This window comes from Dickeya poaceiphila (genome assembly GCF_007858975.2).
Classification (GTDB): Bacteria; Pseudomonadota; Gammaproteobacteria; order Enterobacterales; family Enterobacteriaceae; genus Dickeya; species Dickeya poaceiphila.
In genome coordinates this window covers 1,328,202-1,353,823 of the sequence record NZ_CP042220.2, presented here as the reverse complement: position 1 = coordinate 1,353,823, position 25,622 = coordinate 1,328,202, and the positions used below count along the sequence as shown (strand labels likewise).

General features: G+C 55.0%; 21 protein-coding genes. 1 reads left to right on the top strand and 20 read right to left on the bottom strand.

The window, feature by feature from the left end; all coding sequences use genetic code 11:
• Positions 1-94: 94 nt before the first annotated feature.
• From Dpoa569_RS05905 to Dpoa569_RS05840, 14 genes are all read right to left on the bottom strand, one after another.
• The gene (locus Dpoa569_RS05905) at positions 95-571 is read right to left on the bottom strand and encodes a YlaC family protein (protein WP_038904999.1); all 477 of its coding nucleotides are present in this window, start codon (positions 569-571) and stop codon (positions 95-97) included.
• Positions 572-664: 93 nt separating this feature from the next.
• A complete protein-coding gene (gene hypF, locus Dpoa569_RS05900; protein ID WP_042871713.1) occupies positions 665-2,965 on the bottom strand; it encodes a carbamoyltransferase HypF in 2,301 nt (766 codons plus the stop codon).
• A 440-nt stretch (positions 2,966-3,405) separates the two neighbouring features.
• Complete coding sequence (gene hypE, locus Dpoa569_RS05895) at positions 3,406-4,434, bottom strand: hydrogenase expression/formation protein HypE (RefSeq protein WP_042871715.1); 1,029 nt, start codon at positions 4,432-4,434, stop codon at positions 3,406-3,408.
• Positions 4,434-5,549, bottom strand: a complete 1,116-nt coding sequence (gene hypD, locus Dpoa569_RS05890) for a hydrogenase formation protein HypD (protein ID WP_042871717.1) — start codon at positions 5,547-5,549, stop codon at positions 4,434-4,436. The genes hypE and hypD overlap by 1 nt, the downstream gene beginning before the upstream one ends.
• Positions 5,536-5,823 (bottom strand): hydrogenase maturation factor HybG, encoded by a 288-nt coding sequence (gene hybG, locus Dpoa569_RS05885; RefSeq protein WP_013318684.1) that lies wholly within the window; start codon positions 5,821-5,823, stop codon positions 5,536-5,538. Before hybG ends, hypD begins: the two co-directional genes overlap by 14 nt.
• Before the next feature lie 2 nt (positions 5,824-5,825).
• A complete protein-coding gene (gene hypB / locus Dpoa569_RS05880; protein ID WP_050569487.1) occupies positions 5,826-6,992 on the bottom strand; it encodes a hydrogenase nickel incorporation protein HypB in 1,167 nt (388 codons plus the stop codon).
• Between the two features lie 65 nt (positions 6,993-7,057).
• Positions 7,058-7,402 (bottom strand): hydrogenase maturation nickel metallochaperone HypA, encoded by a 345-nt coding sequence (hypA, locus tag Dpoa569_RS05875; RefSeq protein ID WP_146411147.1) that lies wholly within the window; start codon positions 7,400-7,402, stop codon positions 7,058-7,060.
• Positions 7,395-7,904, bottom strand: coding sequence for a hydrogenase-2 assembly chaperone (gene hybE / locus Dpoa569_RS05870; RefSeq protein WP_050569554.1), 510 nt, complete (start codon positions 7,902-7,904; stop codon positions 7,395-7,397). The genes hypA and hybE overlap by 8 nt, the downstream gene beginning before the upstream one ends.
• A gap of 46 nt (positions 7,905-7,950) precedes the next feature.
• On the bottom strand, positions 7,951-8,451 hold the full coding sequence (locus tag Dpoa569_RS05865; RefSeq protein WP_042871722.1) for a HyaD/HybD family hydrogenase maturation endopeptidase: 501 nt from the start codon (positions 8,449-8,451) through the stop codon (positions 7,951-7,953).
• Entirely contained in the window at positions 8,451-10,157 is a 1,707-nt protein-coding gene (gene hybC / locus Dpoa569_RS05860; RefSeq protein ID WP_042871724.1) for a hydrogenase 2 large subunit, read from the bottom strand. Before hybC ends, Dpoa569_RS05865 begins: the two co-directional genes overlap by 1 nt.
• On the bottom strand, positions 10,135-11,334 hold the full coding sequence (gene hybB / locus Dpoa569_RS05855; protein WP_042871726.1) for a Ni/Fe-hydrogenase cytochrome b subunit: 1,200 nt from the start codon (positions 11,332-11,334) through the stop codon (positions 10,135-10,137). The genes hybC and hybB overlap by 23 nt, the downstream gene beginning before the upstream one ends.
• Positions 11,321-12,337 (bottom strand): hydrogenase 2 operon protein HybA, encoded by a 1,017-nt coding sequence (gene hybA / locus Dpoa569_RS05850; RefSeq protein ID WP_042871728.1) that lies wholly within the window; start codon positions 12,335-12,337, stop codon positions 11,321-11,323. Before hybA ends, hybB begins: the two co-directional genes overlap by 14 nt.
• Positions 12,338-12,340: 3 nt before the next feature.
• On the bottom strand, positions 12,341-13,468 hold the full coding sequence (gene hybO / locus Dpoa569_RS05845; RefSeq protein ID WP_071604329.1) for a hydrogenase 2 small subunit: 1,128 nt from the start codon (positions 13,466-13,468) through the stop codon (positions 12,341-12,343).
• Positions 13,469-14,157: 689 nt separating this feature from the next.
• Complete coding sequence (locus Dpoa569_RS05840) at positions 14,158-15,750, bottom strand: ABC-F family ATPase (protein ID WP_042871733.1); 1,593 nt, start codon at positions 15,748-15,750, stop codon at positions 14,158-14,160.
• Between the two features lie 214 nt (positions 15,751-15,964).
• Here Dpoa569_RS05840 and Dpoa569_RS05835 point away from each other — a divergent pair, with 214 nt between their 5' ends.
• Positions 15,965-16,846: a PhzF family phenazine biosynthesis protein gene (locus Dpoa569_RS05835; protein WP_146411144.1), complete on the top strand. Its 882-nt coding sequence runs from the start codon at positions 15,965-15,967 to the stop codon at positions 16,844-16,846.
• A 388-nt stretch (positions 16,847-17,234) separates the two neighbouring features.
• Here the strand turns inward: Dpoa569_RS05835 and Dpoa569_RS05830 are convergent, their stop codons facing one another.
• The 6 genes from Dpoa569_RS05830 to nuoJ form a co-directional block, all read right to left on the bottom strand.
• Positions 17,235-19,421 (bottom strand): multicopper oxidase family protein, encoded by a 2,187-nt coding sequence (locus Dpoa569_RS05830; RefSeq protein ID WP_042874015.1) that lies wholly within the window; start codon positions 19,419-19,421, stop codon positions 17,235-17,237.
• A 399-nt stretch (positions 19,422-19,820) separates the two neighbouring features.
• The gene (gene nuoN, locus Dpoa569_RS05825; protein ID WP_146411141.1) at positions 19,821-21,278 is read right to left on the bottom strand and encodes an NADH-quinone oxidoreductase subunit NuoN; all 1,458 of its coding nucleotides are present in this window, start codon (positions 21,276-21,278) and stop codon (positions 19,821-19,823) included.
• 6 nt (positions 21,279-21,284) lie between these two features.
• Positions 21,285-22,820: an NADH-quinone oxidoreductase subunit M gene (gene nuoM, locus Dpoa569_RS05820; RefSeq protein ID WP_042871740.1), complete on the bottom strand. Its 1,536-nt coding sequence runs from the start codon at positions 22,818-22,820 to the stop codon at positions 21,285-21,287.
• A 97-nt stretch (positions 22,821-22,917) separates the two neighbouring features.
• Positions 22,918-24,768 (bottom strand): NADH-quinone oxidoreductase subunit L, encoded by a 1,851-nt coding sequence (gene nuoL, locus Dpoa569_RS05815; RefSeq protein WP_042871741.1) that lies wholly within the window; start codon positions 24,766-24,768, stop codon positions 22,918-22,920.
• Positions 24,765-25,067, bottom strand: a complete 303-nt coding sequence (gene nuoK / locus Dpoa569_RS05810) for an NADH-quinone oxidoreductase subunit NuoK (protein ID WP_012885391.1) — start codon at positions 25,065-25,067, stop codon at positions 24,765-24,767. Before nuoK ends, nuoL begins: the two co-directional genes overlap by 4 nt.
• Positions 25,064-25,615, bottom strand: a complete 552-nt coding sequence (gene nuoJ, locus Dpoa569_RS05805; RefSeq protein ID WP_042871744.1) for an NADH-quinone oxidoreductase subunit J — start codon at positions 25,613-25,615, stop codon at positions 25,064-25,066. Before nuoJ ends, nuoK begins: the two co-directional genes overlap by 4 nt.
• Positions 25,616-25,622: the final 7 nt, after the last annotated feature.

Sequence of the window (25,622 nt, the reverse complement as noted above, 5' to 3'; positions counted from 1 at the left end):
ACAAGATGAGTTTTGAACGTATCACGCAGGACGCGCCCTGTCATCGCTTCATGCTGTTGATTTTTATTCACCGCGATAAAGGCACTCAGCCCCTTCAACGCGCAGCGGTTGAACGATAGGCCAGAGAAAAAACATCGTAGAAATAGAGGTACCCCTTGGTTTGCAACAAACGGGCGATCCCCTCTTTTACCGCGGCAGCGACCTGCGGATTATGCAGCAATGCCTCCAGCGTCTGTGCCGACACATGGCGACTGTTATACCACTCGCCGTTGTAGCACACCCGCAGATCCAGCGTGTCGATATCTTCAAAGCGATAGCGCGGGTTGATATCCATCGACATCGCCAGCGACATCAGCGCCAGAAACAACGTAAACCCCACCACATAAGGCAGGCCGAAATAGGGTGCGTACCACAAAATCAACGCCACCGGCACATAACTCGCCAACATGCCGCCGAATAAATAAGGGTGGGTTACCATAAACCGGCGACTGAAACGGATGCGATTATCACGCCGCTCCTCACGATTCAGACGTTCGATTTCTTCATTCAGAATGCGTTTCACTTCGTCCATACCGAATCCTCTGCCGCTGCGTATTGGTGCGCAACGGTAGCACGGCGCACCCCATCAGAACAGATACAATCCGGTGAAAAAAAGCTATAACAGTCAGCCCCACGTTGACAGACGACTGGCGGCGATCAACGCCTGCCCCAGCGCCAGCCCACCGTCGCCAGCCGGTAAACGCGACGGCATCAGTAGCCTAAACCCGGCCAGCCGTTCACGTAACAGCGTGACCAGCAAACGGTTATGCATCACCCCGCCAGAGCACGCCACCGTGTTCAGCCCATGTTCCCGCGCAGCCTGACACACCAGCGCCGCCAGCCCGTCCGCCAGCGCCACATGAAAGGCAAAAGCGCGGTCAGCAGGGGTAGCGTGATACGCCAGAAACTGCCGCCAAAAGGTTGCCAGATCCAGTTGGTTAGCGAACAGCGGCAACGTCACCGGCGGCGCGTCATCCTGATGCTGGCGGGCTTGTGCTTCCAGCCAACAGGCGGCTTCGCCTTCCCAGCTCTGCTCGCCGGCAAACCCACAGGCGGCGGCTACCGCGTCAAACAACCGACCGGCAGACGACGCCAGTGGCGCGTTAAGACCCCGCTCGATAGCGCGTGTCAGCAACGCTCGCGCACCAGCAGGGATAACGCCGCTTTCAGGCACGGTTTCCCAGTCTGGAACGAACGCCAAAAACTGAGCCAGCAGATTACGCCACGGCTGGCGTGCCGCCAGATCGCCGCCCGGCAGCGCCACCGCCGGTAAACCGCCCACATGCCGGCACTGGGTATAATCCACCCACAGGCATTCACCGCCCCACCAGCGGTTATCACCGCCATAGCCGATACCATCCAGTGCCAGCCCGATGACCGGCCCGGCGTCGCGCGGCCACTGATGCTCCGCCAGACAAGCGACGATATGCGCGTGATGATGCAACACCTCAATGCAGGGAATGCCCAACTGTTCCGCCTGCTGCTGCCCCAAACGACGGCTGACGTAACCAGGGTGCGCATCCACCGCGATGGCCTGTGGCGTAAAGCGGTAAATATCGGCAAACAGCCTTTGTGCCTGCCGATACTGCTGTTCCACCTCGTCATCAGCCAGGTCGCCCAGATGCTGGCTGACGATGGCAGAGCTATCGCGCAGCAGGCAGAAAGTATTTTTGAGATCCGCCCCCATCGCCAGCAATGCCGGCTGTTCGCTGAACCCCGGCGGCAACGGCAAGGCATCCGGCACATAACCACGCGAGCGCCGCAGCATCTCCGCCTGTTCACCCTGCATTCTCACCACCGAGTCATCAACACGCTGCACAATATCGCGGTCATGCAGCAACCACAGATCGGCGATACCCGCCAGTTCATCCAGTGCCTGCGAATTATCCAGCGCGGGTGGCTTACCGCTGGCGTTGCCGGAGGTCATCACCAGCGCTCGGCCCACCGCTGCCAGCAGCAGGTGCTGTAATGGGTTGGCAGACAACATCAGCCCGACTTCATCCAGACCGGGGGCAATCCCAGCCGCCAGAACGCCATTTTGTCGCAACGGCAATAATACAATCGGCGCTGCCGGGCTTTGCATTATGCGTAGCGCCGACGCAGACTCCGCCACGCGACTGCACCGCGCCAGCCAATCGACATCCGGCAGCATCACCGCCAGCGGCTTGGCCGGGCGATGTTTGCGCTCACGCAGCCGTACCACCGCCTGCGCATTGGTGGCATCACAGGCGAGATGAAACCCGCCCAGCCCTTTTACCGCCACGATCTGCCCGGCACACAATGCCGCCGCTGCCTGTATGATGGCGTCATCACCGCGTGCCACGGTTCCGGATGCATCGCTCAGCCACACCTGCGGCCCGCAGGTTGGGCAGGCGTTAGGCTGGGCATGAAAGCGCCGATCCGCCGGATGCTGATACTCCTGCTGACAGGTGGGGCAAAACGGGAACGCCGCCATGGCGGTATTCGGGCGGTCGTACGGCATCTGGCGAATAATGGTAAAACGCGGGCCGCAGTGGGTGCAGTTGATAAACGGATAACGGTAGCGGCGATCGCACGGATCAAACAGCTCCTGACGGCAGGCATCACAGGTCGCCGCATCCGGGACAATGTGGGTATCCATCTGCCCGGCACCGCTGTGTTCAATGATGAAATCGTCCGGTGGTGTTTCCCAGCGATAAGGCTGGCAGGTGACCTGGTCAATCTGCGCCAACGGCGGGCACTCGGCGTGCAACGCCGCGATGAAATCCGCCTCAGCGCTCGCAGGCCACAGCCGGACTAACACCCCCGCGCCGTCATTCAGCACACTGCCTTTGGCACCAAGCCGGTGAGCAATTTGCCAGACATAAGGCCGAAACCCCACCCCCTGCACTTTGCCCTTAACGCGAATTTCAACGCCTGATGTCGTCTGTACATTAATTGCTGACATAGGTAAGAACCTATACTTGGGATCTATAGGATGAAGTTTCTACAGCAAAGACGCGAATGTTCGTTTTTTCTGCGTCAAAAACTGTGCTGAGGTGGGCGGCTTCGCCGGGTGAGCCGCATGGATGCGGCGAAAGCCCGTGCCGCGTCGGACAAAAACGCGAAAAGCGTTTTTGAACAGCGTTTACGCTGGCCCGCAGGGCGAGCCACAGCATGTGGCGAGTAATCGCGTCACGGGCGGCCCGAACAGCGAAGGCGAACGCCGAAGGGACCGCGCAGCGGCACAGTTTAGCTACCAGCCAGTGGTCAAGGAGAGGCGGCGTTTGAGCCTCTCCTTGTCGTGCGTGCGACGAAATAACAGAGAAACCATATGGCTTATCGCGCACGAAATCCCTCACCATCTTGCCGATAAAAACAGTTCGGCTGTTTATCAACAGCTGCTTGTCAGCAAATCCTCGGCATGGGCTCGCTGTGGGGTAAATCCAGCAGGCGGGAGGTGCCGAATACGCCGCACAGGCGTACCTGTTTTTTGTCGGTGACGCTGCCTATTACTGCTGCATCGCGCCCCAGCGGGTGAGACTGTAATGCGTCCAATACCCGGCTTTCCGCTTCTGGCGACACCGCCAGCACCAGTTTACCTTCATTGGCGAAATTGAGTGCTTCCAGCCCCAGCAGTTCACAGATGCCGCGCACCGCCGTTTTGACCGGTAACGCGCTCTCCTGCACTTCCATGCCGCAACCGCTGGCCTGAGCGAACTCGTGCAAAATCGCCGTCACCCCGCCACGGGTGGCATCGCGCAGAGCGCGTACGCCGTCAATCTGGCGCAGCGGCGCAATCAACGGCGCCAGTACCGCGCAATCGCTGGTCAGTTCTGCTTCCAGTCCCAGTTTCTCGCGTAAATTCAGAATAGTGGCACCATGATCTCCCAGCGTACCGCTGACGATCAAACGGTCACCGGGGCGAATTTCACCGGTGCCCCACTGCACATGTGGTGGAATCACGCCAATACCTGCGGTATTGATGAAAATTTTGTCCGCTGCACCGCGCGGCACCACTTTGGTATCACCGGTGACGATTTGGATACCGGCGTCGCGGGCGGTTTGCGCCATCGAATTGACGATGCGCAGTAGCGTTTCTCCCGCCAGCCCCTCTTCGAGAATAAAGCCACAAGAGAGGTAACGCGGCACTGCGCCGCTCACCGCCAGATCATTAGCGGTGCCGCATACCGCCAGCTTGCCGATATTACCACCGGGGAATTCGATCGGGTCGATAACATAGCTGTCGGTGGTAAACGCCAGCCGATCACCCTCGGCATTCAGCTCCGCCAGCGACAAACGCGCCTGATCTTCACGTTCCGCTAATAATGGGTTATCGAACGCCTGCAGGAACAGGCCTTCGATCAACTGCTGCATTGCCTGCCCGCCGCTGCCATGCGCCAGGGTAATTTCTTTTGGCAATAAGGTGTTCTTCATCAGGCGCACTCCCGTCGATACTGGTAATAAGCGGCGCAAGCGCCTTCTGAGGACACCATCAACGCGCCGATAGCATTTTGCGGTGTACAACGCTGACCAAACAACGGGCAATCACCCGGTTTGCAACGCCCGGTGAGCACATCACCGCAACGCGATAACGGCTCATCCGCTACCTGCTGCTGTTGTGGTTTGAAACGGCGCTCGGCATCAAATTCAGCGTACTCCGCCCGCAATTGCATACCGGAATTGGCAATTTCGCCCAACCCACGCCATTCACTGCTGGCCTTGGTTTCAAATACCTCGGCCATCGCCTGCTGCGCCAGCGTATTACCACTGTCCGGCACAATACGACGATACTGGTTTTCCACTTCACAACGTTCATCATGCAGTTGTTGCACCAGCATCAACAGCGCCTGCAGGATATCCAGCGGCTCGAAACCCGTAACCACGAATGGTTTATGGAACTGCTGGCACAGCGGCTGATAAGGATACGCGCCAATCACCATACTGACATGTCCCGGCGCCAGGAAACCATCAATGCGCAAATCCGGCTGCTCCAGCAGGCTTTTCAGCGTCGGGATGATGGTAATGTGCTGGCAAAACAGCGAAAAGTTGTGGATACCACGGCGTTTGGCTTGTTGCAGGGTCAGCGCGGTGCTCGGCATGGTGGTTTCAAATCCCAGTCCGAAGAACACCACTTGCCGATCAGGAAATTGTTCCGCCAGCGCCAGCGCATCCAGCGGGGAATAAACCACCCGAACATCAGCGCCGTGGCGGCGGGCATCCTGCAACGAACCGTTGCGGCCCGGCACTCGCATGGCATCGCCAAAGGTGCAGAAAATCACTTCCGGGCGAGCGGCTATCTCCAGACAGGCATCGATCCGCCCCATCGGCAGTACGCACACCGGGCAACCCGGCCCATGCACAAACTCGATTTCCGGCGGCAGTAGCCGGTCAATACCGAACTTGAAAATGGCATGGGTATGCCCGCCGCACACCTCCATCAGTTGCAACGGGCGCGCCTTTAAATGCGGCATGTCATCAACCAGCGCCTGAATGCGCTGCAATAGCGATTTCGCCAGTGCGGGATCACGAAATTCATCAACGTACTGCATAAATGGCTCCGGTTTGCCTGACTTCATCCAGCTCCAGTCCAACCGCCTGCATGGATTGCAGCGCCGCCAGCGTTTCCTGTGCTTCCTGCTCATCGAGCAAACTCATGGCGAAACCGACATGCACCAGTACCCACTGGCCTACCAACTCTGCCGGATCGCCTTCACATACCAGCGCAATATTTACCTCGCGCTGTACACCACACACATCCACCCGTGCCGGATAATGCAGGTCCGGCCCGACAGCGACCACTTTACCGGGAACGCCCAAACACATGGTTAGACCCCTGACAGCAGTGACGGTTGTGACGGCGTTTGCGCCCCCAAAAGCTGGGCTTCCAGCCAGGCCAACCAGGCTTCCATCCCTTCACCAGTACGCGCAGACAACGCAATCACCTCGATCTGCGGATTAACGCGACGCGCGTTAGCAACACAAGCGTCGAGATCGAAATCCAGATACGGCAACAGATCGATCTTGTTGATGATCATCAGCGATGCCGCGGCAAACATGTGCGGATACTTAAGCGGTTTGTCTTCGCCTTCAGTGACCGACAACACCGCGATTTTGTGCCGTTCCCCCAAATCGAAACCGGCGGGACACACCAGGTTGCCAACGTTTTCGATAAACAGCAGGCTCTGATTTGGCAGTTGCAGTCGGTGCATGGCGTCATGCACCATCTGCGCATCCAGATGACAGCCTTTGCCGGTATTAACCTGAATCGCGGGTACGCCGGTAGCGCGAATGCGTTCAGCATCGTTCGTGGTTTGCTGGTCGCCTTCGATCACCGCGCACGGCACGCGCTCACGCAGCAAGTGCAAGGTATTGGTCAGCAGCGTAGTTTTGCCGGAGCCGGGGCTGGACACCAGATTCAACGCCAGAATCTGGTCGGCGTCGAAATGCTCGCGGTTATGCGCCGCCAGTTGGTTATTTTTACTCAGCACATCCATTTCTATCTGCAACAACCGCTGCTGGCCGATACCCGGTGCGTGAGTACCTGCCGCGCCCTGCCCGTAGTGCAGGTGGTGTTGCTGCTCCACCGGCTGGAAACGTTCTTCCGGCAGAGTGTGTTCGTGTGAATGATGCGCGTGGTCATGGTGGCTATGATGTGCATGAGAATGATGTTCATGCGCGTGATGTCCATGGGAATAGTGCCCATGCCCATCATCTTCATGCTCGTGACGCGCGGCACCATGATAATGGTGATGCACATCGCCATGGTGATAATAGTAATGGTGATGATGAATAATCACACTGGGCGCTACGTCGTCATGATGATGGTCATGCCCGTGATCGTGGTCATGATGGTGAGGATGCGAATGCACATGATCATGACTGTGGCTATGTTCGTGGTGGTGATCGTGCGTATGGGGATGGTGGTGTGAATGCGCAGGTTCATCGCCCTCTATCCGGCGTTCTCCCTCGCCACAACCGCATGTGGTACACATTGATACGACTCCTCCGGTCAACCAGACCGTTTTTTACTGATGACACGCTGCATAACAGCAACGTGTTATTCAACCGCCAATTGCTTTAGTTGCAGGCTATCGCCTCCGCTTTCAACTCGCAGGCTATAGCTGCCGCAATGCGGACAGCCGCTGTCGTGGTCGGTCACTTCCACCGGCTGGCTACACTCCCAACACCAGGCCTGTGCCGGACGCACCGACAGATGCAACTGACAGCCTTCCGCCATCGTCTGACGACAGACCGACTCAAAACAAAACTGCAACGAGCTTTCTTCAATGCAAGACAACGCGCCGATTTCCAGCCAGACGCCGGTGACCCGGCGGGCACCATGCTGACGCGCCTGCTGCTCAATCAACTCCAGTGCGTTGTAGCACAAAGAAACTTCATGCATGTCGTTCACTCCGATAACGACTGAACAGCGCGCGGCGACTCAGGTTTTCTGGCGCATCGGCATCCTGCACCGGCAACGACAGCGCCATGCGTGCGCTTTGTTGCGCCAGTTGCAGCGCCTGTTCCGCACCAAGCGCCGGGTCCAGCGGCGACATCAGCGAGCAGGACAGATACTGCTGCCCGTCATCACTCTCGCTCACCACAAACTTCACGCTGCCGCACGGTAGCTCCAGCGCCAACCGGGAGGACAGATTACGCCGCGGCCATTGCTGCCCAGGACCGGGCAAAACCAACAGGCTAATCATCCATGGCGTCAACAGGCAGCCGAACCACTGCTGTTCAAACAAGGTAAATCCACAAGCCCGTACCGGAATGCCGTCACGGTAAAACGGCAATTGCCGCATACGCTGTTGCGCAATGCGGCTGAACTCAGTTTCCAGCCAGGCCGCCGGACTCTGATCATGCCCCGCAATCCACACCAATTCTTTGCGCTCGTCGGGTATTAACGGCGGATTATTACCGCCGTCGCGTGGCGAAGCAGAAAAAATATCAGTCACCACACACCTCCTGTGCAGTCTTCTCCGTCACCGTCACGCCACTCTGGCGCAGTGCGGCGATGATGTGCTGTAACGCCGGTTCCAGCGCACGGGTGACGGTATCGGACAAGCCGATACCGGAATCCAGCACGTCTGGCTCTACCCCAACCAGCGTCAATTGGCGGGGAAATTCGCCGGTCAATTGCAGCGCCATCAGCACATCAGCCAGACCTAACTGGTGCGGGGAGATCTTGCGGGTAAACAATGCCGGGACTTCACGGTCACGCAGCACCGTTACACTGCCCGGCGACTGACCGGTCAGCACCGCATCGGCGACGATCAAGTGATCGCGCCCGGCCATGCATTCCATCAGCTCCATGCCGCAGGTGCCGCCATCCACCACGTCAACGACGGGCGTGCAGTCAAAACGCCGCTCCAGTTGTTCCACCAGACGCACCCCAACCCCTTCATCACTCAGCAAAATATTGCCGATCCCCAGCACCAGTATGTTCATCACAGCACCTTCACCCGCGTCACTTCATTGCCATTCACGGTATCCACTACGTGCACCGCACAGGACATGCACGGGTCAAAGGAGTGGATGGTACGTACCACTTCCAACGGTTTGTGCGGATCTGCCACCGGCGTACCCACCAACGATTGCTCGTACGGACCGGGCTTGTCCTCGCCGTTACGTGGGCAGGATGTCCAGGTGGACGGCACCACCGCCTGATAGTTGGTGATTTTGCCGTTTTTAAACACCACCCAGTGCGACAACATGCCACGCGGCATTTCCCCAAAACCGACGCCGTGGAATTCGGTGTCTGGTGAAAAGTCCGGTTTGATGAAGGTTTGGTGATCGCCTTTGCCGATGTTGTCCACCAGCGCTTGCCATTGCTGCGCCAGCGTATCTTTCAGTACGCAGCAGTGCACCGTACGACCAATCACCCGACCCAACGTGGAGTGCAGATGTTTCTCTTCCAATTGATGACCGCTGAGCGTCTGATAAGCGGCTTTGACCTGAGAGAAGTGAGCCAGCGTGTCTTTATGCTTCGCGGCCAGCCCGCACAACAGCCAGGCCAGCGGCCCTACTTCCACGGTTTTGCCGTAGAAGGTCGGCGATTTCACCCACGAATACTTGCCGTCCTCCTGCCAGCCGGTGTAGTGAGGTCGGGTCAACCCTTCCCACGGCGCCAGCGGCTGATCATCCTGATACCAGGCGTGTTTACCGCTCTCGCGGATGCCATCGATCAGGAATTTATCGCTGTGGCTGGTGATTGGCCGGTAGCTCGACAGGTCGCTGTTTTCGATATACCCGCCCGCCAACAGGAAGCTGCCGTTTTTGTTGTCGGTCGGCAGCTCCGGCACGCTCAGATAGTGATCAGCCCCGCGTCCTAGCGTCAGCCACTGCGGATAGTGGGCGGCGATCACCGCGCAGTCCACCTTATAGACCTGTTCGATAAAATCGCCCAACCGGTCGATAAAGCTTTTCACGTACATCAACCGCTCCAGGTTGAGTACGCTCGGCGCATCCAGATTGATCGGGTTAGCCACGCCGCCGACCGCCAGGTTCTGAATATGCGGCGACTTGCCGCCCAGAATCGCCACGATACGGTTGGCGTCACGCTGGCATTCCAGCGCCTGCAGATAGTGGGCGACGGCAATCAGGTTTACTTCCGGCGGCAGCGACATCGCCGGGTGGCCCCAGTAACCGTTGGCGAAAATCCCCAACTGACCGCTGGCGACCAGATCGTTGAGCTTCTGCTGCACTTTGGTGAACTCGGCAGCGTTATTCAGCGGCCAGTCGGACAACCCGTTAAGCAATGCCGCCGCTTTCTGCGGGTCGGCCTTCAGCGCGGAAGTGACATCCACCCAATCAAGCGCCGACAACTGATAGAAGTGCACGATATGGTCATGAATGCTGTGCGCTGCCAGAATCAGGTTGCGGATGTGCTGGGCGTTGACCGGCACATTCAGGCCAAGCGCGTTTTCCACCGCACGCACCGAGGCGATGGCATGTACCGTGGTGCAGACACCGCAGATACGCTGCACGATCATCCAGGCATCACGCGGGTCACGCCCTTTAACAATCTCTTCCATGCCACGCCACATGGTGCCGGATGACCAGGCTTTGGTGACCTTGCCGTTTTCAATTTCGCAATCAATGCGCAGATGCCCTTCGATACGGGTAATGGGATCAATGGTGATGCGTTGGCTCATGCTTTACCTCAGCCTGATGATGCGTATGTTCGCCTTTCAGCGCGGGCAGTACCGGCAGCAGGCGGATTAACAAGATGTAGGCGCAGACCTCAATGGCGACGAAGCCAATGGAAATCAGGATCTCTTGCGCTTTGGGAAAATAGTGGTAGCCGTTGCCCGGATTGAACGCCAGCAGCGAGTAACTCAGTCGCCACAATGCCGCGCCGAACAACATGCTGAGCGCGCTGACGAACAGCCAGCGGGCATCCTGACGGCCGCGCGACTGCTGGAGTATCAGCAGCGGCATCAGCATCAGCGCCATCTCACACCAGAACATCAGCGAGAAGCGATCACCGGCGAACAGCAATGCGGTTTTCTGATGCCAGATAATCTCGCCGAGGCGCAACACCATAAACAGCAAGACCAGCACCCGCGTCAGCACCGTCAGTTTGCGAAACAGCGCCTGCTCATCCGGCCCGCGCCCTTTCAGACCCGCCTGCACCATCGAGCCTTCGAAAATCACGATCGAAAAGCCCATGATGAATGCGGTCAGCAACGACAGCAGCGGCAGCAGTTCATAGCTCTGCCACAGCGGGTGTACCTTGTAACCGGCGGAAATCATCAACGATCCCATTGATGACTGGTGCATCGTCGGCAGCAACGCTCCCAGCGCAATGATGAAAAACATCACTTTGTTGAGCCGTTTCAGCGACACATGCCAGCCGAAACGCTCCAGCACCACCGGCGCGAACTCCAGCGCCATCACCCCGATGTAGATAGTCATACATACCGCGGTTTCAAACAGCACCGAATTGGTGTTGAAATAGCCGGGAATATAAAAGTACGGCAGGTTCCAGTAACGGCCAACGTCGATGGTTATCGACAATCCGCCCAGCGAATAGCCGAACAGGCTGGCGAGCAGCGCCGGACGCACCAATGGGTGATATTCACCGCGATTAAACACGTATACCGCCCAGGCCAGCGCCCAACCGCCGCAGGCAAAGCCGGTGCCGACCAGCAGGTCAAACGCGATCCAGATCCCCCACGGGTAGCCGCCGTTAAGATCGGCAACGGAGCCTATCCCCAGAAACAGACGTTTCACGATCAGGATCGCGCAAATCGCCACCAGCGGAGCCAGCAGCATCACCGGCCAGCTCACCAGCCGACCGCCCAACGGACTTGCTTTATGCGCCGTCATGAGGTTTCTCCTGTGAGTCGTGCGTCTCTTCCCGCTCAGCGCGAGTATTGCGATGCACCAGTACCGACAACCCGGCCAGTACCGCCAGCGGCAGCACCATGCCTTTATACAGCGTGTGCTGGATATGCTCTGAACGCGCACCGGTGGACAACGAATCCAGCGCCGGCATTTCCAGGTTTTGGTACGGCACTCCAGCCAGCACCAGCACCTGCGTGCCACCCGCTTCCTTTTCGCCATAAACATACCGCTCATAGCTCGGCACGGTGTGCAGGTAGGTGTCTTTCCTGTCCAACGTCTGGCGTGGGTAGGCGTATTCATCGCCCGGCTTAAGCGCCAGCCGGCGTTTCGCTTCCTCCAGCAGTTGCTCGCGGGTGCCGTAAATCACCGCCCCGGTCGGACAAACTTCCACACACCCCGGCATTCCGCCTTTGTCGAGCCTTGCCAGTTCTGGCTGATTGCACAGCTCGCATTTGTGGATCTTGCCAAGCGGGTTCTCATAGTCGTACTTCGGTACATTGAACGGACAGGCCACCATGCAATAACGGCAACCGGTACAGATACTGGCGTCGTAATGCACCACGCCGGTTTTCGGGTCTTTCTTCAACGCCGAAACCGGGCACACCGACACACAGTTAGGATCGACGCAGTGCATACACTGCTTTTTGATGTAGGCGTAACCATCCTTCGCCTGATCCTTGTTTTTGCCGTCGCCGCTACGCCATACCTGAATGATGTTGTTGGTGTACGGGCTGAGCTTGTCATTGTTGGACCAGGTCGCCGCACCGCCGGAATAGACCGCGCTGTCTGGTTTATACTCCAGCTTGTTGACCTGCTGGCATTTGCTCACACACGCCTGGCAGCCCACACACAGTGTGGAGTCATACAGCATACCGAGCGCGCCGGGAATCGGCGGTCGGTTGGTGGCCTGCGCCTGACTGACCAGCGGCGTACCCGCCAGTAGTGCTCCCGCGGACGCCAGCTTGAAAAAATTGCGTCTGTTCACGGCTTAGCCCTCCTGGGATGCGTTGCCGGCGTCCTGCTGTTTTTTCTGCCGACCTAATTCGCGCACGGCCATCAGGCTCACACCGGCTACCGCCCCCAGTACGCCGCCGATAAGCCCGGTGGCCGTCGCAGAACTGTTGCCACCTTCCGGGCTGGTCACCAACGGCTTTTCAACACGCGGCGTCGGATTTTCCACGTTAGCCAACTGGAAAATACCCTTGGTAAACCCGATGCCCTGCTCGTTGCAGCCATAACACGGATGACCAATCCCCACCGGCCAGATACCGCCGCCTACGTCGCAGAACTCCAGCGTTGAACAGTTGCCGTAGGTTTCCGGTCCCTTACACCCCAGATGGTAGAGGCACCACCCCTGACGGTGCCCTTCATCGCCAAACTCTTTGGCGAAACGACCGGCATCGAAATGTGGACGGCGCTCGCAGTTTTCGTGAATCAGGCGAGCATAGGCGAAGGAGGGGCGATTCTGGCTGTCGAGCGCTGGCGCACGCTGATAAGTGATGATGTGCGCTATCGTCGCCAGGAAGTTATGCGGGTTGGGTGGGCACCCAGGAATGTTGATAACGGTTTTACCCGGCAGCACCGTCTGCAAGCTAGCGGCCCCCGTCGGGTTAGAACCACTGGCTGGCACCCCGCCCCAGGCAGAGCAGGAACCAATGGCGACAATGGCGGCGGCATGTTCGGCAGCGGCACGGATGTGCTCGACAATCGGCTTGCCGGCCACCATGCAGTAGATACCGCCATCTTTTAGCGGAATGGAACCGTCTACCACCAGTACGTATTTACCTTTGTACTGTTCGATAGCGCGGTGTTTGTTTTCTTCCGCCTGCTCACCAAACGCGGCGGAGAGGACTTCGTGGTATTCCAGCGAGATAGTATTCAGCAGCAGATTTTCAATGGTCGGGTGGGTCGAACGCAGCAGGGATTCCGTACATCCGGTACATTCCTGTGCGCCAATCCAGATCACCGGCGGACGCTGGGGAGACGTCAGTGACTGGGCCATTTCTGCGGCGGCGGCCTCTTTCAACCCCATGGTGGCGGCAAGTGCGGCACATAGCTTCATAAAATCGCGGCGATTGATGCCGTGACGGGAAAGCATCATATTTTCCCCATTCATTCTTTATTATTCTCCTGTAGCCAAGTCGGAGTAACACATTTCCGTGCCGGCATAGAATAATGAGGGGAATAACATCACCAACTTGATCTCTATCAATTGGCCGGGGAATAACCATTTTATTTATGTGTCTTCTGTGAGGATCTCCGCGATATTTATTTTTCGAACGCGCAATCTGCCAAATTAAATGAGAAGGCATCTCAACACGTAACAAATCAAATATTTTTCTGTGAACTACAGTAGCTTAATCGATTTAACTGTAACTTATATCAGTTATAATAAAATTATTATCCATTTGATTTTTAATCATTTTAATCAATATCCTCTTTGGCGGGTTTTATTTTATTGTTATTGAGTTATACCCTAAATAATTTGAGTTGCAGGAAGGCAGCAACCGAGTGAATCCCCAGGAGCTTACTCAAGTAAGTGATTGGGGTGAGCGAAGGCAGCCAACGCACCTGCAACTTGAAGTATGACGGGTATACATTCATCATGTCTTCACCAACCAATATAGCTACATTAGATACTTTACTTTTAAAAGTAAAATCGCCAGATAATATCGCTGTTGAACCGAAAGATAAAAGTGTACGCTGCGGTTGTTTTTTATTCAGGATGTTCCTCATCCTGTTTCACATTTTAGCTAATAAAAAAAGCAGCCGACAAGCGACTGCTTTTTCTGGAAACACAGAATATTATTCGATTCCGCGACTACGCAGATAATCTTCATAACTGCCACTGAAATCAATCACTTTACCCGGCATGATTTCCACAATGCGGGTCGCCAGCGAACTGACGAATTCACGGTCATGCGACACAAACAGTAGCGTGCCCTGATACAATTCCAGCGCCATATTCAGCGACTCGATGGATTCCATATCCAGGTGGTTGGTCGGTTCGTCCATCACCAGAATATTAGGTTTTTGCATCATCAGCTTGCCAAACAGCATCCGACCTTTTTCACCACCGGACAGCACCTTGACCTTCTTGCGGATATCATCCTGAGAAAACAGCAGACGCCCTAACACGCTGCGTACCGCCTGCTCGTCGTCACTCTCCTGCTTCCACTGGCTCATCCAGTCAAACACCGTCAAGTCGCCGTCAAATTCGTACTCGTGATCCTGAGCGTAATAACCAATACGCACGTTTTCCGACCATTTGACGGTGCCGGATTCCGGCGCTAGTTCACCAACCAGTGTTTTCAGCAAGGTGGATTTACCGATACCGTTAGTACCGAGAATCGCCACCTTTTCACCCACTTCAATCAACATTTTCATCTGACTGAACAGCGGCCCGTTATCAAAGCCTTTCGTGAGTCCGTCAATTTCCAGCGCATTACGGAACAGTTTCTTGTCCTGCTCGAAACGAATAAACGGGTTCTGACGGCTGGAAGCCTTCACTTCTTCCAGTTGGATTTTCTCTATCTGACGCGCACGGGAAGTCGCCTGACGCGATTTGGAGGCATTAGCGCTAAAACGGCTGACAAACGACTGCAATTCGGCAATCTGTGCCTTCTTCTTCGCGTTATCCGCCAGCAGACGCTCACGCGCTTGTGTTGCTGCTGTCATGTACTCGTCGTAGTTACCGGGATAAATGCGCAGCTCGCCGTAGTCCAGATCCGCCATATGGGTACAGACCATATTAAGGAAGTGACGGTCATGGGAAATGATGATCATGGTGCTGTTACGTTCATTCAGCACCTGCTCCAGCCAGCGGATGGTATCGATATCCAGGTTGTTGGTCGGTTCGTCCAGCAGCAGAATATCCGGATTGGAGAACAATGCCTGCGCCAGCAGCACACGCAGTTTCCAACCTGGGGCAACTTCGCTCATTGGCCCATAGTGCTGCTCCAGCGGAATGCCCACTCCCAACAGCAGTTCACCCGCGCGCGATTCAGCACTGTAACCGTCCATCTCGCCGTATTTGACTTCCAGATCAGCCACCCGGTAGCCATCTTCTTCGCTCATTTCACCCAGCGCATAAATACGGTCACGTTCTTCTTTCACTTCCCACAGTTCGACGTGCCCCATAATCACTGTATCCAGCACGCTGTATTGTTCAAACGCGAACTGATCCTGGCGCAATTTACCGATCCGCTCGTTCGGATCGATAGCGACGTTGCCCGCGCTCGGCACCAGATCGCCGCCGAGGATCTTCATGAATGTGGATTTACCGCAGCCGTTGGCGCCGATCAATCCATAGCGGTTACCGCCGCCGAACTTGACAGAAATGTTCTCAAACAACGGCTTACTGCCGAATTGCATCGTAATATTATTGGTTACCAGCACAGCACTTACTCGATTAGGAATGTGATTTGGCGCGCATTATGCCACAATCGGGAGGCAGAATCCCGGCGATCATCGTGCATTTTTTAATCAAAAATAATGTCACCTCTCTCCTTTACGTTCCCTTGCGCTGCCCACAACCGACAATAGACACGACAGCACATGGTCAGGCGTACATAATGAGCATTGTCACGAATCGCAGAAGGAAAAAAATCAGATGCCGTCATCACGCCGTTTTAAACAGGTCGATGTGTTCAGCTCTCATCCCGCTAAAGGCAATCCGCTGGCCGTCATTCTGGACGCCGACGGCCTCAGCAATGAACAGATGCAATCCATTGCTCACTGGACCAATTTATCGGAAACCACGTTTGTTCTGCCGCCGGACAACCCACTGGCCGATTATCGGGTGCGTATTTTCACCCCATCGGAAGAGTTGCCGTTCGCGGGTCATCCAACGCTGGGGACGGCACATGCACTGCTGGAGTCTGGCCTGACGCCGCATGTACCGCATCAACTCATCCAGCAATGCAGTATCGGGTTAGTGCCGGTGGTGATTGGCGATGATGGCCAACTTGCGTTTCACGCACCGGACGCCACGATGACAGAACTCGACCCGCAATATTACGCGTTGCTCGATAGTGCGATCGGCAGCCATTTACGTCATCCAGGCCATCGCCCGGTCAACGTACAGATGGGGCTCCGCTGGCTGACGGTAAGAATGGAAAGCGCGCGCGCCTGCCTGGAGGCTCGTCCTAACGCCACTCATCTGCAACGCTTGCAACAACTCGGCCAAACCAATGGCGTAGCGATCTACGGACCGCACGACAACGGCAGCCCAATCGACTATGAAGTACGAGCCTTTTTTATGATCAATGATACGGTGGTGGAAGACCCGGTGACCGGCAGTGCCAACGCCTGCATCGCCAGAGTGATTCAGCACAGCTCGTTGCCGGAACAAGCGGACCACAAGCTCGGTTATCGGGTACGTCAGGGCACCATGCTGTACCGCGATGGCCGGGTCAATGTTTCCTATATTGACGGCCAGCCATGGATTGGTGGTCACAGTAACACGTTGATTAACGGTGAAATTACCTTATAACGCACGTTTCTGTCAGTTGGAGCGCTGCCAAAACGACGGCCCGTGACTCACCTCACGATGCCATCGCCGTAATAATAATGTGACTTTTGTCACAAAAAAGTTGAAATGACGTTTTCTATCCATTATCATCAAAACCGTGACAAGCATCACATAAAACACTAACGACGATAATGGAGACAACCATGAGCGCATTGATCAATTTTTTCAAAAAACTGGGCGATATCTACGTTGGCTACTGCGAACGTATTGGTTCCATCATTAGCCCGTTTTGATATGAACGCCGCAGACTAAAAGCCGCCTTTTTGCATTCAGGCGGCTTTAGTTTTTTCATCCCTTTTCAGCATTACCCCACAACATTCGTCATCCCCATCGCTGATTCCTGATGATTTCACTGGCGATGCGCTGCTTTTTGCTCCTGTGACAGCACAATCTCGACATTTTCCATCATCCCTTGATCTTCGTGATCCAAAATGTGGCAGTGCAGTACAAACTCACCGATATAGCGCTGATAGCGAGTTCTTAACAATACGCGGTAATAGTTTTGCGGCTTACCGGTCAATTGGCCGGGCAGCAAATTAGTTTTGACGAAAATCGTGTCTTTCCACTGCCCTTTCAAGCCAGCAAACTGGCTGTCACCATCGGCTTCTGTAGCACCAGGCAAGCTGACATCACGCCCTTGAGGATCGTAAATCGCCACAATCTGAAACGGATTCACGTGAATATGAAATGGATGGCTGACACTGTATGAACGCAGTTCCCATTCTTGCGATGCCCATAATGGCAACGTCATATCAATGCGCTTAGGATCATAAGCGTTGAGCTGTTTCGGCAACCATACACCGTTCACTTTCTCCACGCCAAAGTCATGGCCGATAGCGAAGATATTGGCTTTATTCGGTTGCGTACCGCCAGCAAAAAAGACGATTTTCTGTTTTGGTTGACCGGCAATCTCTTCATCACTCACATCACGCGTATGTGGTGCGAACCGGGTGAGATAGATCTGGTTATCGCTACGATTCAGCTCATCAACAATGTTCTGCCTCACCTCTTCAGGCATCAATTTCTGCGCTGAATACGTCAGCTTACGGCGTAAGGTAGGCACAAAATCCTGCACCGCGATATTATCCGTGCCAGATACGGAAACCAACCCCAGCAAGCTGTTACCCTGAGCCTTACCGCTAATGCTACCCGTCCTTGATTGCGCTGGCTGGATCATGCAATAACCGCCTGCCTGTGGAAACATCGTCAGCAGATCATAACGATACCCCGGCTGTAACGTCACCTTCTCCGCCGTCAGAGAATGAGACATGGTTAATCCGTCAGCAGCGACCACCTGGAAAGGGATCTTTTCACCAGAACAAAGCTCGTTAATCAGTGCATCAACATCCTGACGGCGTAATTTGCCAAAATGAGTTTTGCGATGTAATTCATTGAGATTCATGCCTGCTTTTATCTTACGGAATTCCACATTGATGGTTTCCCGTACGCCGCCGTGAATCAGCCGCCAGCGCTCGACCTGCCCGGTAGTCGCTTTAAAGGTTGGCAATACCACGCCGTTAATGCTGGTCCAGCGACCGGATGCCTGCCAGGTGCCAGGACCAAACTGAGCGTAATCTTCAATGACACCCGTCTCGTTAGGGCGGCAATCCCAGTTAATATTACCCTTCTGATCCCGTTTCAACTTTCCATCCCGCCCCAGACAGGCATACTCAATCTGCTGGAACAATACCGTGTGTTCCGGGAACGGTTGCCGGCTGTCGGGGTCAATCAGCAGCGTGTCCAGATCGCCATTCGACGACGCGGTGGGCTTGCGGTCACCATGCACAATAAGCGCTCCCGCCATGCCGCTGGAAACCTGCAACGCGGTAGAGCCGTGTCGGTGAGAGTGATACCAGAAAGTACCGGCTGGAATATCCTGCGAGAAGTTGTACTGGTATTCAAAGCTGTTGCCCGGATTCACCGACAGTAGCACATTGTCACTGTTACCTGTCGGGCTGATCCATATACCGTGGGCGTGCAGGTTAGTGCCATTAAAGCAGTGGGGCGAATTGGACAACGCCGATGATGATAGCGACGCGCCTGAGGCCGGCTGTGCCATGGTAGAATGAGAATGCATCAGCATTGATGACGCATTTCCGCTCCCCATTTGATGCAGCTGACAGCTACTATCCACCGGCAAATTATTTTTAAGCAGAATCCTTACTGTATCACCGGGCATAACATCTATCTGTGGCGCAACAAACGGCGCGCCGATAACCGGTAGTCTATCCGTACTGCCGGTGTATCCACGCAAGTGCACCTTCTGAAAGCGGTTTTGTGACGGATCATAAATTCGCCCCTCCACATACCCGACGTCCAGCTCATAATATTTTTCCCTATTTTCCTCCTGAATACCGCTAAAGTGATTCTGTAATAGCGGCTTGACCAATCGCTGCAAATGAGGCGGATTTTCGAATAAAAAGCCAGCCTCTTCATTTTCATTCAGTGTATTTTCATTCTCTATCGACACACCATCAGCTCGACTATCAAATACCAACGATGTCAGCAAGAAAATAAAAAAAAACCGGGATGTCATTTTGTATCTAATTTTCTCACAGTTTGTCATTTCACTATCCTCATACCTGATTTAATTCATTATTCATTGAATTTAATAGACAAATAACCCACTCACTCTCAAACCCATCGTATAAGGACTATAAATAGAAAAACGTTATCATTATTTCCAAGCTGGAAGTGCATGTAAGGAAAGTAAATAACACGATGATGCCAGACAATCAGATATCGCCCCAAACCGCCTGAAGACTCTGTATCGATATCTTTCTACAGACAATAGAAGCTGATAACTGTTTAAAAAGAAGAAAAATTAAGATTAAAAATAATATTGGGGAACAACGTAGTGAGGTAAAAATAATCAACGCGTAATAAATAAGAAAGCCGCGATATTCGCGGCTTTCTGTATGGCGATATTGATAGATTACATCAGCGGCTGCGCCAATTGCACCAGTGAGATCAGCGGCTGCGGGTAAAGACCCAAAATCAATACCAGCATGGATGAAATCAGTACCACAACGCCGCCTGCGGTCAACGCCCAGTTGCTTGGCGTATCACGGTTCAGGGTTTGCGGCGCGCTCAGATATAAACTCACCAAAACACGCAGATAGTAGTACAGGCCGATAGCACTACCGACTACCACCGCCGCACTCAGCCACCACAGGTGCGCATTCACACCTACCGCCAACACGTAAAATTTACCGAAGAAGCCCAGTGTCATCGGAATACCTGCCAGCGACAGCATCATCACCGTCATCACTGCAGACAGAATGGGCTTATGCCAGAACAGACCACGGTACGAGAACAGCGAATCCGCATCCGGACCACGGTACGGACTGGACATCAGGCTAACCACACCAAACGCCCCCAGACTGCTGAACAGGTAACCAGCCAGATAGATACCGATGGTTTCCAGCGCCAGCTGATGTGTTTGTACAGCAATCAGCGCCACCAGCAAATACCCCAAATGCGCAATAGAGGAATACCCCAGCAGACGCTTGATGTTGCTCTGCGCTACCGCCATCAGGTTACCAAACAAGATAGACACAAAGGCAATTATGCCAAGCGTGGTGCGAACTGACTCACTATCCGCCAGCGGTGCGTACAGGAACAGACGCATTACCGCACCGAAGATAGCGATTTTGCTGGCAGTCGCCAGAAAGGTGGAAACGGGTGCAGGTGCCCCCTGATAGACATCAGGGGTCCATAGATGAAACGGCACCAGAGACAACTTGAAGCCCAACCCGACCAGCATCATACCAAGGCCTGCCAGCAACAACGGCGCGTGCAACTGGTGATCATTCAGGCTTTTGCCAAGGCTGGCGAAACTCAGGCTGCCGGAATCGGCATATACCAACGCCATGCCAAACAACAGGAACGAGGACGCGGCGGCAGACAACAGCATGTATTTGATGGCTGCTTCCAGCGAACGTTTCTGACGGAAAGCATACCCCACCATGCCAAACAGCGGCAGGGAAATCAGCTCGATACCGATGAAGAAAGCGGCCAGATGATTAGCGCTTGCCAGCAGGATACCGCCCAGTGCAGCAATCAACACCAGCAGGTAGAACTCGTCCTTATTGTCCGGATAACCTTCCAGCCATGGATAGGCAAAAGTACTGGTCGCCAGACTCGCCGCCAGCACCAGACCGGTATAGAACATTGAGAATCCGTCAACCCGAATCAGTGGAGTGACGTCGGTCGGCCCAACCTGGCCGACCAAATACAGAGATAACAACGCAATGTTCAGGCCGATGACCGTGAGCGTTGCGTTGACAAAATGGTTGCGTCGCCACGCAATGCACAGCATCACAACCACGACTGTCAATCCGACGATTAACAGTGGCGACATCGCGATCAGTTGTTGAGGAGTTATTGTCATGGCGAATTACAGCCCTGTCGTTGAAATTGTTGAACTCTGAACCGATGACGTAAACCAGTGCTGGATATTAGCCATCGCCGCGCTGGACGTATCCAGGATCGGCTGTGGATAAACCCCCAGCAGCACCAGCAACACCACCAGCAACAGAATGAGTGACAGTTCGCGCACGGTCATGCCCTGCAGCGGCTCGTCCGATTTAGCGGCGCCGTAGAATGCGCGCTGCATCATCACCAGCGAATAAACGGAAGCAAACACCAAACCGAAAGTCGAAATCACCGTAATCACCGGTACTACCGGGTAGCTGCCAAACAGGATCATAAATTCGCCGACAAAGTTACCGGTCCCCGGCATCCCCAACGTTGCTACGGCAAAAAACAGTGACAGCGCCGGCAAATAACGGATGCGTCCCCACAAACCGCCCATCTGGCGCAAGTCACGGGTGTGCAGGCGCTCATACATCTGACCACAGATAATGAACATACCTGCAGCAGACAGGCCATGGGCGATCATCTGCACCACTGCACCCTGATAAGCCAGTTGACTGCCGGTATAGATGGCAATCATCACAAAGCCCATATGTGACACCGAGGTGTAGGCGATAAGGCGTTTGATGTCAGTCTGTTTGAAGGCCATCCAGGCGCCGTAGAAAATACCGATAATCCCCAACCACATAGCGACCGGCGCAAAGTCGTGGGAAGCGTTCGGGAACAGCGGCAGGCTGAATCGCAATAAGCCGTAAGCAGCCGTTTTCAGCAGAATACCTGCCAGGTCAACGGAACCTGCGGTCGGCGCCTGGCTGTGCGCATCCGGCAGCCAGCCATGCAGCGGCACCACCGGCATTTTCACCGCAAACGCGATGAAGAAACCCAGCATCAGCGCATATTCCAGTCCGTAGGACATCGGCGTTTTCAACAGACGGGAATAATCGAAAGTCCATTCGCCGGTAGCGTTATGATGTACGAACACCAGCGACAGAATCGCTATCAACATTACCAGGCCGCTTGCCTGGGTATAAATGAAGAACTTGGTCGCTGCCGCAATACGGGTTTTGCCATCTGAACCTTTGTGCCCCCACAGAGCTATCAGGAAGTACATCGGTACCAGCATCATTTCCCAGAAGAAAAAGAACAGGAACATGTCGATGGCCAGGAAAACACCGATAACGCCACCGAGAATCCACAGCAGGTTGAGATGGAAGAAGCCCTGATAGCGTTGAATTTCACGCCAGGAACAGAGAATCGCCAACACGCCCAGCAGGCCGGTCAGCACCACCATCAGCAACGACAGGCCGTCCAGCGCCAGATGAATAGAGATACCGAAACGGGGTATCCAGTTCAGCACGAACTCCGACTGCCATTGCGGCAGGCCCGTCGGTGTCGCCAGCGAAAAGCCACCCTGCAGCCACAGCTGCAATGACAGCGCCAGTGTCAGCCCCATGGAAATCAGCGCGATCCAGCGTGGCACACGCGTGCCGAAACGCTCGAGCTGCCAGCACAGCAGACCGCCGATAAAGGGGATAAGAATCAGCCAAGGTAGTAGCATGGCGTTTTGTGTCCCTAAATTAAAGAAAACGAAAAACTTGCTGCCTGCGGGGCCACCTAATTATCAAGTGCCCCGCCCCTCTGCATTACCGCATTGCTTAAACCAGCAACAGCAGCGCCAGCACCACCACAGCGCCAATACCCATTGAGGCGGCATACCAGCGTACCTGCCCATTCTCGCTGACAATCAGCGCACGGTTACCCCAACGGGTCAGCATGGCTGGAATATTCATCAACGCATTAAGCGGGTCACGTTGCAGCAGTGTCGCAATAGCCAGATACGGTTTGACAAACACCTTGTCGTACAACCAGTCGAATCCCCATGCATGGAACCACCATGTTGAGAAGAAGCGACCCGGAGCACTGTTGGCGACACGGGTCACCAACTGACGTTTGCCCAGCCACAACGCAGCCGCCAGCAGAATACCGGCGATGGCTACCACGCCAGAGGCAATTTCCAGCGTCATGACCTGACCATGCTCAAGCTCAGTTGTAGCAGGCAGAACACCATGCAGCGGCAGAGCAATTTGAGCGCCAACGAAAGTGGACAGCACCAACAGCACCAGCAACGGCAAGTGATGGGATATTCCCTTGCCTGCATGAGCTTTGGTTTTTGCTTCACCATGGAACACGATAAAAATCATCCGGAAGGTGTACAGCGATGTCATGAACGCCCCCACCAGACCGGCAATCACCAGATTAATATGGCCGTTAGCCCAAGCGCCTGCCAGGATTTCATCCTTACTAAAGAAACCGGCAGTTACCATCGGCAATGCCGACAGCGCCGCGCCACCCACCAGGAAACAGGCGTATACCAGCGGAATGGTCTTACGCAGGCCACCCATCTTGAAGATGTTTTGTTCATGATGGCAGGCCAGAATGACTGAACCGGACGACAGGAACAACAGCGCTTTGAAGAACGCATGAGTCATCAGATGGAAGATGGCCGCGTCCCACGCCTGAACACCCAGCGCCAGGAACATATAACCAATCTGACTCATGGTGGAGTAGGCCAGCACACGCTTGATATCGGTCTGCACCAGTGCAGCGAATCCCGCGAGCAGCAGCGTAACGGCACCCACATTAGCGACCAGATGCAACACATCCGGTGCCAGCAGGAACAGGCCGTGGGTACGGGCGATCAGATACACGCCAGCGGTCACCATGGTTGCCGCGTGAATCAACGCGGAAACCGGTGTCGGACCAGCCATCGCGTCCGCCAGCCAGGTTTGCAACGGCAACTGAGCCGATTTACCTACCGCACCACCCAACAGCATCAGCGTTGCCCAGGTGATAGCAGGTGAACCTTCAGCAAAATGCTGCGGTGCCAACACCATCAGGTCACGGAAGTTCAACGTACCCAATTCGCGATACAGGATGAACAGCGCAATCGCCAGGAACACGTCGCCCACACGGGTAACGATAAAGGCTTTCATCGCCGCCGCACCGTTATTCGGGTTAGTGTAGTAGAAGCCAATCAGCAGGTAACTGCACAGCCCCACCCCTTCCCAGCCGAGGTACATCAGCAACAGGTTGTCAGACAGCACCAGCACAACCATGCTGGCAATGAACAGGTTGGTGTAGGCAAAGAAGCGGGAATACCCCTCTTCACCGCGCATATACCAGGAAGCAAACAGATGGATGAAGAAGCCCACGCCAGTCACCACCGACAGCATGGTCAACGACAGACCGTCCAACGCCAGCGTAACGCCGATATCGAACTTGCCTACCGTCATCCAGCTCCACAGATGCTGACTGAAGAAGGTCACCCCGCCAGGCTGTTGCTGGCTGAGAAAATCCATCACCACTCCGCCGGTAACCAACGCAGCCAGGCCAATCGACCCCACCCCGATAGTCGCGGAAACATTTTCCGACCAGCGTCCACGAGAGAAAGCCAGTAACAGGAATCCGATCAGCGGAAACAGAATAGTTAAGTAGAGTAAGTTCATCCGCGCATCTCACTGACAGTATCAATATTCAGGGTCTGACGGCGACGATACAGCTGAAGCAGCAACGCCAGGCCAATACTGGCCTCCGCTGCGGCCAGCGTAATAGCCAGGATATACATCACCTGACCATCCGATTGCCCCCAGTAGCTCCCTGCGACCACAAAAGCCAGCGCTGCAGCGTTGATCATGATCTCCAGACAAATCAGCATAAACAGCAGATTGCGGCGAATCACGAGTCCGGTCAGCCCCAGTACAAAGAGGATGGCCGCCAACAGCAAACCATGTTGTAGCGGAATCATGCGCGTTCCTCCGTTATTTTCTTATCGGCATCCTGATCTTTGGCAATCAGCTCTCCGCGCTTGTCTTCACGGCCAACGTGGAAAGCCACTACCAGGCCAGCCAGCAACAGCATCGACGCCAGTTCCACCGCCAGGACATACGGCCCAAACAGGCTGATACCCACCGCTTTGGCATCGACGACATGAGCAACAATGCTCTGGTCAGTGACGCTGATAATTCCCTTGGCGATAACGGCCAGCAGCACCAGAGAAAGCACTCCAGGCCCCACCCATACACCCGGTTTGAGCCACAGCTTTTCTTGCTCATCCACCGAATTGCCGAGGTTCAGCATCATTACCACGAAGACGAACAACACCATGATGGCGCCAGCGTAGACAATTATCTCCAGCGCTCCGGCGAAATACGCCCCCAGCGAGAAGAACACACCAGCAACCGCCAGTAACGAAACAATCAAATAAAGTAATGCATGTACTGGATTGGTATGGGTAATGACACGCAACGTTGCCAGTACCGCAATAATCGCAGTCGCATAAAAAGCGAATTCCATGCTTGGC

Excerpts from the sequence above, each read along its gene's own strand:
- Dpoa569_RS05905 (WP_038904999.1), bottom strand. The coding sequence starts at position 571 with ATGGACGAAGTGAAACGCATTCTGAATGAAGAAATCGAACGTCTGAAT.
- hypF (WP_042871713.1), bottom strand. The coding sequence starts at position 2,965 with ATGTCAGCAATTAATGTACAGACGACATCAGGCGTTGAAATTCGCGTT.
- hypE (WP_042871715.1), bottom strand. The coding sequence starts at position 4,434 with ATGAAGAACACCTTATTGCCAAAAGAAATTACCCTGGCGCATGGCAGC.
- hypD (WP_042871717.1), bottom strand. The coding sequence starts at position 5,549 with ATGCAGTACGTTGATGAATTTCGTGATCCCGCACTGGCGAAATCGCTA.
- hybG (WP_013318684.1), bottom strand. The coding sequence starts at position 5,823 with ATGTGTTTGGGCGTTCCCGGTAAAGTGGTCGCTGTCGGGCCGGACCTG.
- hypB (WP_050569487.1), bottom strand. The coding sequence starts at position 6,992 with ATGTGTACCACATGCGGTTGTGGCGAGGGAGAACGCCGGATAGAGGGC.
- hypA (WP_146411147.1), bottom strand. The coding sequence starts at position 7,402 with ATGCATGAAGTTTCTTTGTGCTACAACGCACTGGAGTTGATTGAGCAG.
- Dpoa569_RS05865 (WP_042871722.1), bottom strand. The coding sequence starts at position 8,451 with ATGAACATACTGGTGCTGGGGATCGGCAATATTTTGCTGAGTGATGAA.
- hybC (WP_042871724.1), bottom strand. The coding sequence starts at position 10,157 with ATGAGCCAACGCATCACCATTGATCCCATTACCCGTATCGAAGGGCAT.
- hybB (WP_042871726.1), bottom strand. The coding sequence starts at position 11,334 with ATGACGGCGCATAAAGCAAGTCCGTTGGGCGGTCGGCTGGTGAGCTGG.
- hybO (WP_071604329.1), bottom strand. The coding sequence starts at position 13,468 with ATGAATGGGGAAAATATGATGCTTTCCCGTCACGGCATCAATCGCCGC.
- Dpoa569_RS05835 (WP_146411144.1), top strand. The coding sequence starts at position 15,965 with ATGCCGTCATCACGCCGTTTTAAACAGGTCGATGTGTTCAGCTCTCAT.
- Dpoa569_RS05830 (WP_042874015.1), bottom strand. The coding sequence starts at position 19,421 with ATGACATCCCGGTTTTTTTTTATTTTCTTGCTGACATCGTTGGTATTT.
- nuoN (WP_146411141.1), bottom strand. The coding sequence starts at position 21,278 with ATGACAATAACTCCTCAACAACTGATCGCGATGTCGCCACTGTTAATC.
- nuoM (WP_042871740.1), bottom strand. The coding sequence starts at position 22,820 with ATGCTACTACCTTGGCTGATTCTTATCCCCTTTATCGGCGGTCTGCTG.
- nuoL (WP_042871741.1), bottom strand. The coding sequence starts at position 24,768 with ATGAACTTACTCTACTTAACTATTCTGTTTCCGCTGATCGGATTCCTG.
- nuoK (WP_012885391.1), bottom strand. The coding sequence starts at position 25,067 with ATGATTCCGCTACAACATGGTTTGCTGTTGGCGGCCATCCTCTTTGTA.
- nuoJ (WP_042871744.1), bottom strand. The coding sequence starts at position 25,615 with ATGGAATTCGCTTTTTATGCGACTGCGATTATTGCGGTACTGGCAACG.